This is a genomic window from Streptomyces sp. NPDC002566 (genome assembly GCF_042889585.1).
In the GTDB taxonomy this organism is placed as follows: domain Bacteria; phylum Actinomycetota; class Actinomycetes; order Streptomycetales; family Streptomycetaceae; genus Streptomyces.
Genome location: NZ_JBIARD010000002.1, coordinates 910,215 through 927,403 on the forward strand (window position 1 = coordinate 910,215; position 17,189 = coordinate 927,403).

Consider the following 17,189-nt stretch of genomic DNA (forward strand, 5'->3'; position numbering starts at 1 on the left):
TTCCGTGGTCAGGGGAGTGACAGGGAGCGCCGGTGCTCATAGGGGGGTGATGGTCCACTGGTTGTTGGTGCTGGAGTTCGGCGTCCACAGCACCGTGGTCGAGCCGGACGTGGTGCTGCCGCTGCCGTCGAGGGCGGTGCCGGTGGCGCGGTTGACGATCTGGTAGCGGTTGTTGCCCAGGCTGCCCAGCGACCACTGCTGGTTGTTGCCGCCGTTCCACGCCTGCTGACGGGCGGGAGCACCGTTGGCGGAGTTGCCGTAGCTGTCGGCGACCATGCCGTTGGTGCGGTTCACGATGCGGTAGTAGCCGTTGCCGAGGTCGATCAGCTGCCACTGCAGGTTGGGGCTGCCGTCCGGGTTCCACTGCTTGAGGTTGGATCCGGAGGCGACGTTGCCGCCGCTGTCGAGCAGCAGCCCGCTGGTCACGTTGGTGATCGTCACCCAGGTGGTGGAGCCGCCCGGCGCGCCCAGGACGGGGATCTCCCCGGAGAAGGTGAGCTTGACCGTGTACGCCAGGGCGCTGAACGGCGGGTTGGACGAGGGCATGGTGAGGTGCAGGCCCGAGGCGTCCTGAGTGGGGGCGGGCAGGTCGATGTAGGCGCCGGCGGTGTTGCCCAGCAGTTGCGCGCGCGTCAGGCTGCTGAGGTTGATCTGGTTGGAGTTGAGCGTCGTGATGTTCATGGTGCCGCCCTGCCAGCCCAGCGCGGTCGCGTAGAGAACCTTGTTGTCCTTGCTGCGGGTGAACCGGATGTCCTGCGGTTTGCCGGCCACCGGTCCGCTGAACGAGCCTCCGCCCATCTTGGTCGGGCCCTCGCCGTAACTGGACCAGGAGCGGGTGGAGTAGACCGCCTCCCCGAAGCGGCCGAGCCAGTCGCCCATGGCGAGCAGGATGGACTGCTGCCCGGAGGGGATGGTGCCGTCGGCCATGGGGGCGATGTTCAGCAGCATGCTGCCGCCCTTGCTGACCCGGTCGATCAGCGAGTGGAGCATGGCCTGCGTCGAGTAGTAGCCGATGCCGACCGTGTAGCACCAACTCGATGACGAGATGCTGTCGTCGGTCAGCCAGTAGGGGGTGAGCAGCCCCGCCGGGCCGCCGCGCTCGAAGTCGAAGACCTCACCCTTGTTGTTGAAGCCGTCCTTGTAGGTGGCGACGACGTCCTTGTTCCACGCGACCGCCTGGTTGTAGTAGTGCGCGAGGAACTGGAGCCGGTAGGACTCCTGCACCTGGTTCAGGGCGAAGTCCTGCCAGACCAGGTCCGGTTGGTAACCGTCGACGACCTCGATCAGCTTGTCGTACCAGAGCTTGTTCTCCGCGGACGCGCCCTGCTGGCCGTACAGGATGCGGAGCGTGGGGTTCGACTGGTACGGCACCTGGTCGTAGAAGCCGGTGAAGTGATAGGCGTGGTGCAGCGAGGCCATGAACTTCAGCCCCTGCGCGCGGATGGCCTGAGCGTGCAGCCCCACCAGGTCGAGCCGGGGACCGTGCTGGACCGAGTTCCACGGGTTGGAGCGGCTGTTCCACATGGAGAAGCCGTCGTGGTGTTCGGCGACCGGGCCGGCGAACCTGGCGCCCGCGGCCTTGAACAGACGCGCCCAGGCGTCCGGGTCGAACCTGCCGCCCTGGGAGGCGAGTTTGGGCGCGAACTGCACGAAGTTGCCGGCCTTGTCGCGGGCGCCGTCGATGAAGTTGTGGTACGGCCACGCCGAGGGGTCGCCGTAGGTGGCGATGTGGTGCCGGTTCTCGGCTGAGCCGCCGATGTACATGTTGCGCGGATACCACTCGTTCCCGAACGCCGGGACGCTGAAGGCGCCCCAGTGGTAGTAGATGCCGAACTTGGCGTCCTGGAACCAGGCGGGGGCCGGGGGGTGCTGGTCCACGGAGGACCAGCTCGGGGTGTAGCTCTGGGGGCCCTCGGTCGCGGCGGCGTCGGGTGCGAACCGCAGCAGGCCGACGGCTGTCGCAGCGCCGGCCGCCGCCAGCAGACGGCGCCGGCTGAGCGGTGAGGAAGGTGAGGACATGCGGGTGCCTCTCAGGGGGAGTTGACGGAGGTGGGGCGGGAGTCGGCGAGTGTGGCGGTCACCGGATCAGTCGCGCGTCCACTTCTGGCTGCTGCCGCCGTTGCAGGTCCACAACTGCAGCGGCGTGCCGTTGGCCGTTCCGGCGCCGGTGGCGTCCAGGCAGAGACCGGACTGGACACCGGTGATGGTGCCGTCGGCGTGGAGCGTCCACTTCTGGTTGGCGCCGCCGTTGCAGCCCCAGATGGTCGCCTTGGTGCCGGGGCTGGTGCCCTGGCCGGCCGCGTCCAGGCAGTCGCTGCCGTAGACCCGCAGCTCACCGGCCGAGGTGTTCGTCCACTGCTGGTTGCTGCCGCCGTTGCAGTCCCACAGCGCCACCTGGGTGCCGGCCGTGTGCGACTGGTTCGGTACGTCCACGCACCGGCCGGAGGCGGCCCCGACGAGCGCGCCGGTCGTACCGCCGTCGTTTCCGCCGCTGCCGGGGGTGATGGACAGGTTGTCGAACTGCGCCGTCTCGCCCTGGCTGGTCCCGTAGCCGATCTGCCCGGTCGCCCAGGTGCTGTCGTTCGCGGACCCGACCGTGGCACCGTCGACGACCGCGGTGATCGTGGTGCCGGAGAAGCTGAGGCCCAGGGTGTGCCACCGGTTGGTGCCCAGCGCGGCGGTCGTGCCGCGGGCCAGGGTGGAGACGGTGCCGTTGGTGTTCGAGTTGAGGATCGACCAGGCCCCGGTGTCGCTCACCCGCAGCCGGTAGGCGTTCTGCCCGCCGGTACGGTCGTAGTCGTGCCCTCCCGCACGGCCGATCAGCTCGACGTAGCCGGGCTGTTCGAGCAGCACGTCCGACGAGAGCGTGTAGTTGCCCCAGCTCACGTCGCCGAGCAGGGCGTGCGGATCGGTCAGCGTGTCCCAGGTGATCGGCTTCTGCGGGCTCATCTGGCGCACGCACATCCCGCCGCGGCCGCCGCCGCAGCCCACCGCCTCGAAGGCACCCTGCCAGTCCATGAGGTACTTCGCCTCGGTGCCGGTGGCGTTCCTGTCGAAGGAGTCGCTGTACGGCAGCTTCAGCGGGGCCTTGGCCGGGCCGGTGGCGGTGCCCTTGCCCTGTCCGGTCGTGGTGGTCAGGGTGTACATGTGCCCGGGCCGGACGGTCAGGCTGAAGGTGCCGCCGGACGGGGTGATGTCGGTGGCGTGCACGAAGTGGTCGGCCGTGTTGCCGGACCTGACGTCGGTGGACCAGACGTGGACGGTTCCGGTGGACAGCCCTCCGGCGACGTTGAAGTTCAGCGTCTGGTCGCCGCCGGCGTCCATCGTCTCGATGACCGTGGAGTAATCGGAAGTGTTGGGTGACTTCAGCGACACAAAGCTTCCGTTGGCGCGGTTGCCGCCGATGTAGCCGCTGGAGGAGTCGAGGTAGCGCCATCCCGGGGCGGTGAACTGGCTGGTGTGTGCCATCACCCAGGCGTTCTTGCCGATCGAGTAGGCGCCGGACCACGGCTGCGAGGCCAGGGCGAGACCCATCGTGGGGTACGGCAGGTTGGGCGTGAGGGCGGCGACCACCGGCCAGTTGAGGTAGGCGGTCATCCGCCCGTCGATGTACCCGCGGTTGATGCCGCGGGCCACGGCCTGCGCTCCCCCGTTGTAGTCGTCGGAGCCGTTCTCGCTCGCCCACAGGGGCTTGCCGGACGCCAGGGCCGCCGACGGGACCGAGCAGTTGGACTGGGCCGACCGGTAGCCGCAGGGATAGTGCGTGCCGATGGCGCTCACCCCGGCGGCGAACGCCGGGTTGGAGTTGACGTCGTTCGCCACGGCCCAGTCCGAGTCGGCGGCGACGATCTTGACGCTGCCGTAGCCGTTGCTGTTCAGCGCGCCGCGCAGCTGCTGGTACCAGGAGACGTTGTAGCCGCGCTCGTTCCAGCCGCCGAGGTAGTCGATGCTGAGCCCGTGCTTCTTGGCGCAACCGAGCCAGGACAGCGTGTAGTTGACCATGTCGGTGGACCAGAAGTTCCCGCCGCCGATCCAGCCGGGCGCGCCCCAGGCGAGCCCGTACAGCTTGAGGTTCGGGTTGCGTGCCTTGGCCTGCTCCATCAGCCACCATTCGTAGCCGCGGTCGCAGTTGAGGTCGGACCGGGTGTGCTGGTGACTCGGTTCGGCCCCCGAGGTGGAGTTGGTGTCGCCGCCGATCTCCGCCTTGAGCATCTGGAGGGAGGCGCCGTAGCCGGGCCGGAACAGGTAGTCGAGGATCTGGCCGCGCTGGGGCTCGGGGTAGTCGATCAGGAGCCTGCTGTTGCCGCCCCCGCCGCTGATCGCGCCGACGCCGTCGAAGGTCCGGCCGCCGGACGCGCCGTTGATCGTGACGGAGGTGGCGGCCTGGGCCGGCGCGGCGGCCGTGCCGACGATGCCGCCGGCGGTCAGGAGGAGGCCCGCGAGCACGGCCGCTCCGGCGCGCAGGCGCCGTAACGGCCGTCGGAATGCTGACACGGTGGGGTTCCTTTCGCAGGTGGGATGGTCCGTGGCCGGTGGTGGCGGGTCCGGCCGCAGGGTGCGACGGCTGTGCGGTCAGCGGACGAAGAAGTCCTGGTTGGAACCCGGCGTGTTCTTGCACTGCCACTGGTCAAGTCGCCGGCCCGGGTTGCCGCCGGCGCCGTGGACGTCCAGGCACAGACCGCTGTTCCTGTTCCGGAACGCGTAGGAACCGTCGGACTGCCGCACGGGCAGCCACAGGCTGCTCGCCGTCGTGCCGGGAGCCTGCTGGACGATGTTCGGGACGCCCGCCGCCGTGGAACCGCCGGCCACCGCGATGTCCAGGCCGGAGTGCCGGGCCCGCAGCTCGCCGTAGCCGCCCGAGGCGGGCACGAACCGGAACTGCTGGTTGCCCTGCCCATTGCAGGTCCACTGGTCGATCGCGGCACCCGGGTCGACGGAGTCGCCGTACACGTCCATGCACAAGTTGTCGTGCGCCACCACGAGTTGGTGGTATCCGTCCGGGAAGCCCCCGCCGCCGGACGAGGCGGGGGTGAGATACACGGCGAAGGCGTCGTGCGGGCCCTGGAACATGAACGGCACGGTGATCGAGCCACCGGCGGTGCTCACGTCCTGGTCGTACACGGTCTGGGGAGCTGCGAGGGGTGCCTGGTCCGGGATGCGGTGCACGGCGACGTGCACGCTGCCCTCGTTCGTGAGCCAAGGGACGGACGACAGCCCGTTGAAGGCCACGGACGAGGCGCCGGTGTACCCGTCGGAGTCGCCGACGACCGCGACCGCTCGCCTGGCGGAGGCGTCCACGGCGGCCGAGATCGCCGTCGAGCCGATCTGGCCGGAGGTGTCGACGAGGGTCCCGGTCATGTCGGCGTAGTCCCGGAGCGCCCACCAGTTGCCGGTGGGCTGCCAGCTGCCCCCGCTCTGGGTGAGGACGCCGGTCAGGTTCGGCGTGACGCAGCACACCCAGTTGCCGCGCATCGCGTTGGTGTACCCGGACTGTGCGAACCGGGCGAGGTACCAGGCCGTCACCCCGGCGGTCTGCCGGTCGGCGGGCTGGTACTCGTTCGAGGACAGCGGCAGCGGGCCGATGCCCGCCGAGGTCAGGGCGCCGTTCAGAGCGCGCGCGACGGTGACCGGGTCGTCGACGTCGCCCTCGTTGTGATTGGCGATCATGTCCGGCACCGTCCCGGCCGCCTTCACGTGCGCGAGCCAGGTCCGCCATTGCCCCGGGTTGCGTTCCGGGGTGAACGCGAATGACGGGCCCACGATCTGAGCCCCGGGGGCGACACGCCGGATCTCGCGGTAGGCGGTGTCCCACATCTGGAAGTACTGGGCGCTGTTCACACCCCGGGTCCAGAAGGCGGAGATGTCGGGCTCGTTCCAGATGTCGTAGGAGAACGTGAGCCCCGAGGCCTGCAGTGCTCCCACCGTGGAGTCGATGAAGCGCACCCAGTTGGAGCAGTCGCCGTTGTCGCACGGGTACCTCGTGTTCGACGGCTGTCCGCCGTTGGCGCCGTAGATGTCGCTGATCAGCACCTGGTACTGAGCGTGGTAGGGCGGCCGGGTCAGGCGTTTCCCCTGCGCGACGATGGAGTCGAGGTCGGCCCGGGTGGCCGGGCCGTTCTGGTAGCCGTCCCTGATCCAGCCGCCGGAGAACCATCCGCCGCCGCGGAAGGCGTTGATGCCCAGCGGCTGGAGGAACTGGTCCACCGGCTTGCTGCCGTCCTCGCTGATGCCGTAGAGGAACCCCTCCCCCACGCCCGTCGACGGCCCGCGGGTCGACGCCAGGTTCACGCTCAGCGCCTTGCCCTCGGCGGCCTGACTCACGGGCGTCGACAGCAGCGGCAGCACGAGTGCCAGGACGATGCCGGCAACCAGTACCCGAAGACCCCGTCTCACTGTCGTCCTCATGCGCTCCTCCTGCGATGGGGCGTGAAATGAGCTCAGCGGTAGCCGGCCGCGGTGATGCTGGCCTGTACGGCGTTGTCGGTCGCGTCGGAGGGGTAGCCGGCGACGATGGCTCCTTCATAGAAGGTGCCGGCGCTCAGGTTGGCGCCGCCGCCGGGCTTGCAGCAGTCGCCGCCGCTCCCCAGGACGATGGCCCCTTGCTTCTTCATGGGGCTGTATCCGCCGGGAAGTGCGCCGTCCCACAGCGTGGTCAGACCGCCGGACTGCGCGTTGCCGCCCTTGAGGGCGAATCTCGACGTGCCGTTGTTCTTCAGCATCGCCGTCACGAACTTGCTGGTGAACGCCCGCTGGTTGGGGTTCCAGGACTGGCTGCCGCCGGGGTACAGGCCCCACTCGAGATCGGCCTGCACCCAGGGGCCGCTGCCGGCGCACCCGCCGAACCAGCACTGGGTGCCGAAGTTGATCGCGTCCATCGCGCCGGCGGCGTCGGCCTTCCGGGTCGTCTCGCTGTTGCCGTAGTCGAAGCAGCAGCCATTGTTGACGTGGGTGCCGCTGGTCACCATGTACGCCCCTTCGGGTGCGGCACCGGTCGGCACGCCCGTCAGGTGGCCGTCCCGCCAGTAGCTGTTCCCGGGGTTGATGTACAGCGAGTAGGCCTTGGTGCCCCCGGCCGTGAGCGACTCGGAGGTCGCCTTCGCGGGGCTGCTCTGACTCGACCCGGGAACCTGGGCCGATCCCTGGTACCACAGGTCGTTGCCGTGTCCGGACTGGTCGCGTACGACGGTGATCACGCACGAGGTGCCCGCGCAGAACGAGTCCTGCGCCGCCGCGTCGGCGAAGCCGCCGGGCGCCAGCACGCCGATGTCCCTGGTGGCGTTGTCCGAGGAGCGCCTGACCTGGTACAGGGAGCCGTTGTACGAACGCTGCAGTGCCCGCACCGTGCTGTGCGCGGCCACGCACGGCGTGCCGCCCGCGGCGTAGATGTCGCAGGGACCGGACCCGCCGGGCGGAGGCGGGGGCGGAGGCACCGGGGTGCTCCACTTCTGGTTGCTCTGGCCGTTGCAGGCCCACAGGATGACCGCGGTGCCGTTGGCCGTTCCCGCTCCGCTGACGTCCAGGCAGAAACCGGATGCCGCACCGGTGACGGACCCGTCGGAGTTCCGTCGCCACACCTGGGCCGGCCGGCCGTCGCACGCCCGGATGACCACCGGGGCTCCGGGAGTCGTCCGGTTGTCGTAGGCGTCCACGCACCGGGTGCCGCCCATCGTCCTCAGCTCACCCGCCGACGTGAACTCGAAGGCCTGATTGGCCTGGTCGTTGCAGTCCCAGATGTCCAGCGCCGTTCCCGCCGTGTCGACGTTGCCCTTGACATCCAGGCACCGCCCCGACGCCGAGCTCACCAGGGTCGCCGCAGACGCCGCTGACGGCCAGGACGGCGCAGTCGCGAGCAGGATGGCCAGCAGTGCCATGACGCATACGGTGGCGGCCGCCGGTAAGCGTCGTCCGAGAGCCGCGGGGCTCCGGGGCGGGACGAATGAAGGCTGCATTCTGTTCCTTGAATATGTGGGGGAAGGGGACAGAGAGTGCCGTGCCTGTCCGAAGGGGCCAGGACGCTCTGGAGCATCCACAGGGAACCCTCAGACATCCCATGTCGATAGTGATTCCACACGCCTCTCGCGCTGTCAATAGACGTGTCGCCCTACGTCAGAACCCCATCCATCCCATGTATACGCGGGGCTGACCCGCTGTCAGGGCATGGCGAAACCCGCGTCCGGCGACGGCCGCCGTGCCGGGCGCGGGTGGTTCGTTCACCTCACCTGAGGTTCACCGGGTCAGGAGACCGGCAGAGCCGTCCACTGCTGGTTGGCGCCGCCGTTGCAGTCCCACAGGACCAGTTGCGTTCCGTCGGCGGCGGACCCGCCGGGGATGTCGAGGCAGCGGCCGGAGACCGGGTTGCGGTAACCGCCGCTGTACGCCTGCCACTGCTGGTTGGTGCCGCCGTTGCAGTCCCAGACGGCGATTCTCGTTCCGTTGGCGGTACCGCGGCCGGTGGCGTCGAGGCACTTCCCGAGGGCCCGCAGGGTGCCGTCGGAGCGAGCGGACCAGAGCTGGGCGTCGGAGCCGTTGCAGGACCGGATGTCCACCGCGGTCCCGTTGGCGCTGTTGCCGCCGTCGACGTCCAGGCACTTCCCGGCGATCCCCGAGCGCACCTCGCCGCCCGCGGAAGCCGGCGGCTTGATCCAGCCGGCCGCGTCCGCGGCCTGGATTCCGGCGTTGAAGGCGTCCGCCATCTTGCGGTAGCCGGTGTCGTTGGGGTGCAGGGCGTCAGCCAGGTCGGCTCTGGTCAGGGCGCTCATGTCCACCAGGCGTACGTGCTTGCCGGCGGCCTGCGCGGCCTGGACGATCCCGGGGATCCTGGCGTTGAACGCGGGCCGGTTGGCCTCCTCCGTGCCACTGGTGGAGATGATCACGGTGCCGACCAGGACGGTCGCGTCGGGGGCGGCTCTGGTGATCCGGTCGATGAGCGCGCGCAGTCGGTCGGGGGCGGTCGGGATCTGGTAGTTGCCGTTCAGGTCGTTGGTGCCGATCTCCAGAGTGACCACGTTCGGGCGGTACCTGGCCAGCACGGAGTCCGCGATGCCGGTGATCTGGTCGATCCGCCAGCCGGAGTGGCCTTCGTTGTCCGGGTCGGACATGGTGCCGTTTCGACCCGAGCCGACGAAGTCCGGTGCGTGTCCCTCGGCCGCGAGCTGGTTCCGCAGGAAGCTGCGGTAGCCGTTCCCCGACGAGCTGCCGACGCCCCAGGTGATGGAGTTCCCCAACGGCATCAACCGCAGGGCGGTGGGCGCGGCGGCCCGTACGGCTGAGGGCGGCGACTCGGTGCCGGTGGCGGCCGCAGCGGGCAGGGCGGCGCCCAGGCCGAGCGCGGTCGCCAGCGCCGCGACCCAGGGTGCCAGGTACTTCTTCATCAGCGTTCCTCACTGGTGCGGGTCAGTGGGTGGGGGTGAACGAGCACGCGGGCCGGTCAGCGGGGCGTGAAGTCCTGGTTGCTGCCGGCCGTGTTCTTGCAGGGCCACTGGTCGAGCTGCTGGCCGAGGTTGCTGCCGCCGCCGTAGACGTCGAGGCAGAGGCCGCTGTTCTTGTTCTGGAAGGAGTACGAGCCGTCGGACTGCCGCACCGGCAGCCACAGACCGCCGGCCGCTCCGTCCGGGGCCTGCTGCACGATGTCGGGCGTACCGGCGGTCGTGGAGCCGCCCGACACCGCCACGACGTGTCCGGAGTGCTGCGCCCTCAGCTGCCCGTAACCGCCTGAGACCGGCACGAACTCGAACTGCTGGTTGCCCTGTCCGTTGCAGGTCCACTGGTCGATCGCGGCGCCCGCGGCGGTGGAGTTGCCGTACACGTCCAGGCACAGACTGTTGCTGCCGATCACCAGCTGGCGGTAGCCGGTGGGGAAGCCGCCACCGCCGCCCGTCGGCTGGACGCCGGCCTGCTGGATGACCTGCCTGGCGCCCTGCGGCCAGTTGGTGCCGCTGACAAGGACGTTGCCGGTGAGGACGTTGTTGTGCGGCGGACCGGTGGCCACGTAGGTGTTGCCGCCGTTGTACCAGTTGCCGGAGAAGGTGCTGTCGTCGGTGTGGTTGTTCGCGTTGGCGTTGGTGAGCGCCCAGTTGCCGGCGTCCTGCACGACATTGTCGGCCACCCTCAGGTACCGGGAGCCCTCGTCGAGGTACAGCGCGGTGGTGCGGTTGTTGTCGTACATGTAGTTCTCGGAGATCACCGAGCCGGGCATGGCGGACAGGGCGTAGATGCTGCCGCCGTCGTGCATCGCGTTCTTGGTGTCGAAGACCAGGTTGTGGGAGACGGTGTTGTTCTTCAGCGTCGTGGGAGTGCTGTAGACGGGCTGGTAGTTGTACGTGCCCCGGTTGGCGTAGTCCTGGCTGCCGCCGGGGTCGTTCATCCCCCAGCCCCAGCCGATGTCGATCCCGTCGTAGGGCAGGTGGTCGCACTGGTTGTGGGTGATCGTCGCGTTGGTGACGTAGGTGGACAGGATTCCCGCGGTCTCCTTGTAGTCGGTGCCCACCCCGCTGACCCTGTTGTTGCTGATGGTGATGTTCTGGTTGGTCATCTGCGGGTTGCCGGGGTGGTGCGCGTCCGGCTGGATCCCGCCGACCTGGATCCCGCTGCCCGCGATGTCGGTGAACGTGTTGCCGGTGACGGTGACGCCGTTGGCGCCGAGTCCGATGCCGGACGCCGTGGCGACGCCGTCGTTGCCCACGCCCAGTCCGGCCTGCCCGAGTCCGGAGAAGGTGTTTCCGGAGAACGTGATGCCGGTGGCGGCGGAGACCTGTACGGCCGCGGGCATCTGCACCCAGTGGTTGCGGGTGGCCTCGAACTGGGTGCACCCCGACTTGCAGGTGCTCAGCCAGTTGGCGGGCATCGCGAAGGCACCGGTGATGTGCGCGCCGCTCTGCTGGTCCGCGTAGCCGTCGGGTCCGCTCGGGCCGAGCCAGGAGGTTCCCGTGAACCGGATGCCGGTGAACTTCAGGCCGGCCGCCGGTGAGCCGTAGCTGCCGCTGATGCCGAGCAGGCTCTGCAGCCGGGGCAGCTCGACGTCGAGACTGTTCGGGTTCTGCCCCGGCTGGGCCCGGTAGTACAGGTCGCCCGTGGACGAGTCGAGGTACCACTGTCCGGCCTGCTTCAGGAACGCGTAGTTGTTCTCCAGGTACATCGTCCCGCCGGCGAACGGCGCGTTGATGGTGTCGTAGCCCCAGGAGTTGTTGTTCCATGCGGGCTGCTGCATGGTGATCGTTCTGCCGCTGATCGACTTGACCGGCGCATAACGGTCGGTGAAGGAGTTGAGGCTCTCGACTTCCATGTGGCTCTGGTCCGAGAGGCCGGCCAGGTAGTCGAGGGAGGAGTCGGTGATGGTCAGGCCGGTCTGGGTGAAGGTGAAGCCGGCGCGGGGCACCTGGATCGCCGCCCGCGGCGCCTGCTTGCCGTTCACGTACAGCTGACGCGTGTTCACCCCCGTACCGACATGGGCCGACCAGATATTGCTGTTTTGATCATGCACCTGCCAACCCGATACGCGTTGGGCGCCGCTCAGGACCGGCTGCGTCCCGGCCATGGCCTGGTAGGTGACGGTGTGGCCGTTCTGGCCGCTGTCGCCGGATCCGAACGTCAACGGCTTGGACAACCGGTAGGTGCCACCGGCCAGGTGGACCACGACGTCCGTATCCGCCGAGAGCCGGTGCGCGGGCTGCCGCGCCTGCTCGATCGTCGCGAACGGCTGCTCGGCGGTGCCGGTCCCGCCGGGGGCCGCACCCGGATCCACGTACAGGGCGGCGGCACGCGCCTGGCGCTCGGCCGGTACCGCGAACGCGTCCGGGGCTGTGGCCAGGCTCCCGGCCAGTAAGGCGAGCAGAGCTACCGGGGCGGCCCACCGGCCGCGGAGCACTTCGGCTCTCGACATGGTCATCCTTCAGTGATGGCGCGTGAGGGCCCCGCCGCACGGTTCTCGTCCGATCTCCTACCGTGCCGGCGCAACCCGGTCGGGTCGTGCGGTGACGCTGGGGGCCGCGAGATTGCAGAGAGGTTTCGGGGGGAGACGGTGCTCCCGGCTCCGCGGGCTGTCAAGGTCGCGGGACGGTCTGTCGCGAACCTTGTCGCGGAATCGATTCGACGGCTGATTCTGCCGGTCGGAAGCGTTCGGCAGCTCGAAAGGTTTCGCGTGAACGCGCATCGGTTCGCGTCCCGCCGTCCGGTGTCCGGAAGAGGGCGACGCGCACCCGCGCCCGGCTGCGGACCCGTGGTCGCGGGCTATCCTGTCGGCCTCCGGGTGGGTTCTTGGGGGCGGCATGAACATCGGGGAGATCGCTCGGCGCGCCGGCGTGTCACGCAGCACGGTGTCGTACGCGCTCAGCGGCAAGCGACCCGTCGCGAGCAGCACCCGAAGACGGGTCCAGGACGTGATCAACGAGTTGGGATATCACCCCAACGCGACCGCGCGGGCCCTCAAGGAGGGCCGGACCCGGACGATCGGTCTCGTCATCCCGCCGGCCGGCAACAGGCTCACACACATGCAACTGGACTTCGTGGCCAGCGTGGTCGACGCCGCCGCCCGGGTCGACCTGGATGTGCTCCTGTCCCCCTCCGGCGCGGACCACGACCGCTCCTTCGAGCGGTTGGTGTCGGAGAGCCGCGTGGACGGCGTCATCCTGATGGAGATCCGCCTGGAGGACCCTCGCGTGGATCGCCTGCGGGATTCCGGACTGCCCTTCGTCGGCATCGGGCACACGGCCGGCGACCAGCAGATGTCCTGGATCGACGTCGACTACGCCGGCCTGGTCCGGCACTGCGTGCGGCACCTCGCCGATCTGGGGCACCGCCGAGTGGCTCTGATCACGCGTTCCGCCGAACTCGTCGCGGCGGGCTACGGCCCGGCGCGCAGAGCCAGAGAGGGCTTCGAGGCCGCCGTGGCCGAACGCGACCTCGACGGCATCGAAGTGCCGTGCGGGGACGACGCCCGCTCAGGTCAGGAATGCGTCGAGGCACTGCTGCGCAGATGCCCGGACCTCACCGCCGTGACCACCATCAACGAGGCCGCCCTGCCCGGCATCCAGCGCGCGCTGGCGGACACCGGCCTCGACGTGCCGTACGACTTCTCCATCACCGGCGTGGCGGCCAGGACCTGGGCCGAGGACTTCCGCCCGCCGCTCACGGCGGCGGACGTACCGGCCCTGGAAATGGGTGAGAAGGCCGTTGCCCTTCTGGTGGAACGCATCACCGCGCCGGACGCCCCGCCACGGCACATCCTGTTGACCCCACCGATCTCGCTGCGCTCCAGCACAGCCGCCGCACGCACCGGCCGGCAGGCGTCACCCGACCGCGGGGCGCGCTGAGCCGTACGGGCACCGCGATCCCGTCCGCAGGACGCCCTGCTCCCCTCGTGGCGCCGGGCGGCCGGCCAGTCCCAGGGACCCCATCGGTCGGGGGTGGAGCCAGGATGATCCTGGCTCCACCTCATGGTGCCGGCGTGTCACTGGAACTGTGCGAAGAACCTCCAGACCCCATCAGGTGCGGGTCCAGCGCTGGTTACTGCCGTTCGAGCAGGAGTACAGCTGGATCAGGGTGCCGTTGGCGGTGCCGCTCCCGACGGCGTCGAGGCAGAGGCCGGACTGGACGCCGACGATGGATCCGTCGGAGTTGAGGCGCCATTTCTGGTTGTCGCCGCCCCAGCAGGCGTAGATCTGGACCTTGACGCCGTTGCCGGTGCCGGCGGCGTCCAGGCACTTGTCGCCGTAGACCCTGAGCTCGCCGGCGGCGGTGTACGTCCACTGCTGGTTGGCGCCGTTGTGGCAGTCCCACAGATTGAGCTGCGTGCCGCCGGTGGTACTGGTGCCGGGCACGTCCAGGCAGCGGCCCGAACCGACGCCCCTGACCGGTCCGGAGTCCGAAGGCGTGGGGGGATTCGGGGTGGAGCCGCCGTTGAGGGCGTTGAGGACGGCGGTGTAGGCGGGCTTCTTGCTTCCGTTGCCGTTGAACAGCAGCGGCGTCTGCTCCGACCGCCAGGAGTCGGTGTCGCGCACACCCCAGACGGTGATGCCGAGGCAGCGCGAGACGGCCAGGCAGTCGTTGGTCACGTTGGCGTAGGTCGTGGCCGAGGCGCCCTGGATGTCGAGCTCGGTGATGGCCACATCGACGCCGAGGGCCGCGAAGCTCTGCAGGGTGGTGCGGAAGTTGCTGTTGTACGGGCTGTCGTTGTTGAAGTGCGACTGGAAGCCGACGCAGTCGATCGGCACGCCGCGCTGCTTGAAGTCGCGGACCATGTTGTACACGCCCTGGGTCTTGGCCCAGGTCCAGTTCTCGATGTTGTAGTCGTTGTAGCAGAGCTTGGCGGCCGGGTCGGCGGCGCGCGCGGTGCGGAAGGCGACCTCGATCCAGTCGTTGCCGGTGCGCTGCAGGTTGGAGTCGCGCCGACCTCCTGAATTGCCGTCGGCGAAGGCCTCGTTCACGACATCCCACTGGGCGATCTTGCCCTTGTAGTGGGCCATCACGCCGTTGATGTGGTTGATCATCGCCTGGCGCAGTGTGCTGCCGCTGAGGCTCTGCATCCAGCCGGGCTGCTGGGAGTGCCAGGCCAGAGTGTGGCCGCGCACCTGCTTGCCGTTCTGCACCGCCCAGTTGTAGACACGGTCGCCGGCGCTGAAGTTGAACTGGCCCCGCTGCGGTTCGGTGGCGTCGATCTTCATCTCGTTCTCGGCCGTCACCGAGTTGAACTCACGGCTCGCGATCGTCGTGTACGCCGAGTCGCCCAGCCTGCCCGAGGCGATAGCGGTGCCGAAGTAGCGGCCGCTCTGCGCCGCCGCGGCGCCGAGCGTGTTCTCGGCGGCGTGTGCGGTCGGCGGCGCGACCAGGGCGGCGACCACTCCGAGGACACCGACGACCAGCGCCCACAGCAGGCCGCGGACCTTCCTGACAACGGGTCTGGCAAGGGCATACGAACCCATGAATGTGCCTCCAGGGTAGGCGTCGAAGAAGGACTGAAACGCGGCGGCCAGCACACGGTCCGCCGCATCGCGAGGGAATGCGTCGCCGCTCCCCCTCGCGGACGGACGGGGCGGTCCGAACCCCGGGCAGCTCGGAACCACCGGACACCGCGCTCAGGGGACGGGGACGCTCTCGACCGGCACGGACGGCACGCGGCCGGTCGTCGGGTGACGTACGGCGGGTGGAACGTGAAGGGGTCACGGGCTTTGGTGTGCGGATCTGTCGTGCAGCTGTGCCTGGATCTGCTCTGCAGCACTGAATCGGTTCGACGGCGCGAACTATGAGCGGCTCCTCAGCCAGGGATGATTGAGGCATTGACGATGCGACGTCAATACTCACCGCAGAAGAAGTTTCGGTCCCTCGACCGAAACTTCCGGGACCCCGGCAAGCCGAGTGGCGAACCCAGGGCACCGCCGTCGACAGCTGCCGCCGGGCCGGGGCCGCGTTGCCGGCCGGTTCGACAGCTTGCCCGTCCCGAAAAGAGGCGCTGTTTGTGGACAGATCGGTGACAGGCCTTGACCAGAGGGCCCATCATTTCTAGCTTGTGGCGTCAAAGCTTCCGGGAGGTTTTCGAATGTTTCGAGATCCCCCCTCCTCTTCCCGGAACGTCAGCTCCGTCGTTCACCGGGGTCACCTCACCCCGCCCCCCACAAAGGAGGCGCCCTCTTATGTGGTTTCGCCACCCACCACCGGTCCGCATGAGGCGATTACTCGCCGTTCTCGCGCCTTTGCTGCTCGTATCCACCTTCCTCGGCGCCCAGCCCGCCGCCGCGGCGACCGTGGACCCCAACGCCTCGTATGTGCTGGTCAACCGCAACAGCGGCAAGGCCCTGGATGTGTACAACATGGCGACCGGCGACGGCGCCCGCATCACTCAGTGGACCAGGAACGATCAGAACCAGCAGCAGTGGCGGTTCGTCGATTCCGGGGGCGGCTACTACCGCATCGTGTCCCGCCACTCAGGCAAGGTCCTGGACGTCCAGAACAGGTCCACCGCGAACGGGGGCCCGATCGTCCAGTGGGCCGACCTGAACGGCGCCAACCAGCAGTGGCGGCTGTCCGACAGCTCGGACGGCTACGTGCGGCTCGTCTCGCGCCACAGCAACAAAGCCCTCGAAGTACAAGGCGCCTCCACCGCCGACAACGCGAACATCGTCCAGTACGACGACTGGGGCGGCACCAACCAGCAGTGGCAGCTCGTCAAGGTCGGCGCCGACACCCCCGGCCCGTGCGATCTTCCGTCGACGTACCGCTGGACATCGACGGGCGCGCTGGCACAGCCCAAGCCGGGATGGGTCTCACTCAAGGACTTCACCGTCGTCCCCTACAACGGCAGGCAACTCGTCTACGCCACGACGCACGACACGGGGACGCGTTGGGGTTCCATGAACTTCGGCCTGTTCACCAACTGGTCGGAGATGGCCTCAGCCGGCCAGAACACGATGTCGGCCTCCACCGTCGCGCCCACGCTCTTCTACTTCGCACCGAAGAACATCTGGGTGCTCGCCTACCAGTGGGGCGGGACCGCCTTCTCCTACCGGACGTCGAGCGACCCCACCAACCCCAATGGCTGGTCGGCCCAGCAGGTGCTCTTCTCCGGAGGCATCTCCGACTCCGGGACAGGACCGATCGACCAGACGCTCATCGGTGACGGGACGAACATGTACCTGTTCTTCGCCGGTGACAACGGCAAGATCTACCGGGCCAGCATGCCGATCGGGAACTTCCCGGGCAGCTTCGGGTCGACCTCGACCGTGGTCATGAGCGATTCGACGAACAACCTGTTCGAAGCCCCGCAGGTCTACAAGCTGCAGGGCCAGAACCGCTACCTCATGATCGTCGAGGCGATCGGCGCGCAGGGCCACCGTTACTTCCGCTCCTTCACGGCCACCAGTCTGAACGGCTCATGGACACCCCAGGCCACGACCGAGAGCAACCCCTTCGCCGGCAAGGCCAACAGCGGCGCCACCTGGACCAACGACATCAGCCACGGCGAACTGATCCGCACCAGCCCCGACCAGACCATGACCGTCGATCCCTGCAATCTGCAGTTGCTCTACCAGGGCCGCAGCCCCGACTCCGGCGGCGACTACGGCCTCCTGCCCTACCGCCCGGGTCTGCTGACACGGCAGCGCTGACGGCGTGACACGAGTTCGGCTTCGGTAGGGAGCCGACCCGGGCGGGCTCCGCGCAAGGCCGAGCCCGCCCGGGTCGGCAGACTTCTCGACTGGGGT

At 68.9% G+C, this 17,189-nt stretch carries 9 protein-coding genes; 2 read left to right on the forward strand and 7 right to left on the reverse strand.

What is annotated here, in order from left to right; translation table 11 throughout:
* Positions 1 to 36: 36 nt before the first annotated feature.
* From ACFYXA_RS11130 to ACFYXA_RS11155, 6 genes are all read right to left on the reverse strand, one after another.
* Entirely contained in the window at positions 37 to 2,019 is a 1,983-nt protein-coding gene (locus ACFYXA_RS11130) for an alpha-L-fucosidase (RefSeq protein ID WP_389030907.1), read from the reverse strand.
* A 66-nt stretch (positions 2,020 to 2,085) separates the two neighbouring features.
* Complete coding sequence (locus ACFYXA_RS11135; RefSeq protein ID WP_352246944.1) at positions 2,086 to 4,494, reverse strand: ricin-type beta-trefoil lectin domain protein; 2,409 nt, start codon at positions 4,492 to 4,494, stop codon at positions 2,086 to 2,088.
* A 78-nt stretch (positions 4,495 to 4,572) separates the two neighbouring features.
* Positions 4,573 to 6,405, reverse strand: coding sequence for an RICIN domain-containing protein (locus ACFYXA_RS11140; protein ID WP_352246943.1), 1,833 nt, complete (start codon positions 6,403 to 6,405; stop codon positions 4,573 to 4,575).
* Positions 6,406 to 6,437: 32 nt separating this feature from the next.
* Positions 6,438 to 7,871: an arabinofuranosidase catalytic domain-containing protein gene (locus tag ACFYXA_RS11145; RefSeq protein ID WP_352246942.1), complete on the reverse strand. Its 1,434-nt coding sequence runs from the start codon at positions 7,869 to 7,871 to the stop codon at positions 6,438 to 6,440.
* A gap of 363 nt (positions 7,872 to 8,234) precedes the next feature.
* Positions 8,235 to 9,371, reverse strand: coding sequence for a ricin-type beta-trefoil lectin domain protein (locus tag ACFYXA_RS11150; RefSeq protein WP_352246941.1), 1,137 nt, complete (start codon positions 9,369 to 9,371; stop codon positions 8,235 to 8,237).
* Positions 9,372 to 9,427: 56 nt separating this feature from the next.
* Complete coding sequence (locus ACFYXA_RS11155; RefSeq protein ID WP_352246940.1) at positions 9,428 to 11,878, reverse strand: RICIN domain-containing protein; 2,451 nt, start codon at positions 11,876 to 11,878, stop codon at positions 9,428 to 9,430.
* Between the two features lie 385 nt (positions 11,879 to 12,263).
* On the opposite strand from ACFYXA_RS11155, the gene ACFYXA_RS11160 reads away from it, so the two are divergent.
* On the forward strand, positions 12,264 to 13,307 hold the full coding sequence (locus tag ACFYXA_RS11160; protein ID WP_352246939.1) for a LacI family DNA-binding transcriptional regulator: 1,044 nt from the start codon (positions 12,264 to 12,266) through the stop codon (positions 13,305 to 13,307).
* A 171-nt stretch (positions 13,308 to 13,478) separates the two neighbouring features.
* Here the strand turns inward: ACFYXA_RS11160 and ACFYXA_RS11165 are convergent, their stop codons facing one another.
* Positions 13,479 to 14,915 carry an endo-1,4-beta-xylanase gene (locus ACFYXA_RS11165; protein WP_389030914.1) on the reverse strand — a complete coding sequence of 479 codons (1,437 nt, stop codon included), beginning with the start codon at positions 14,913 to 14,915 and terminating at the stop codon, positions 13,479 to 13,481.
* Positions 14,916 to 15,623: 708 nt separating this feature from the next.
* Here ACFYXA_RS11165 and ACFYXA_RS11170 point away from each other — a divergent pair.
* Positions 15,624 to 17,093: a non-reducing end alpha-L-arabinofuranosidase family hydrolase gene (locus ACFYXA_RS11170; RefSeq protein ID WP_352246937.1), complete on the forward strand. Its 1,470-nt coding sequence runs from the start codon at positions 15,624 to 15,626 to the stop codon at positions 17,091 to 17,093.
* Positions 17,094 to 17,189 lie beyond the last annotated feature (96 nt).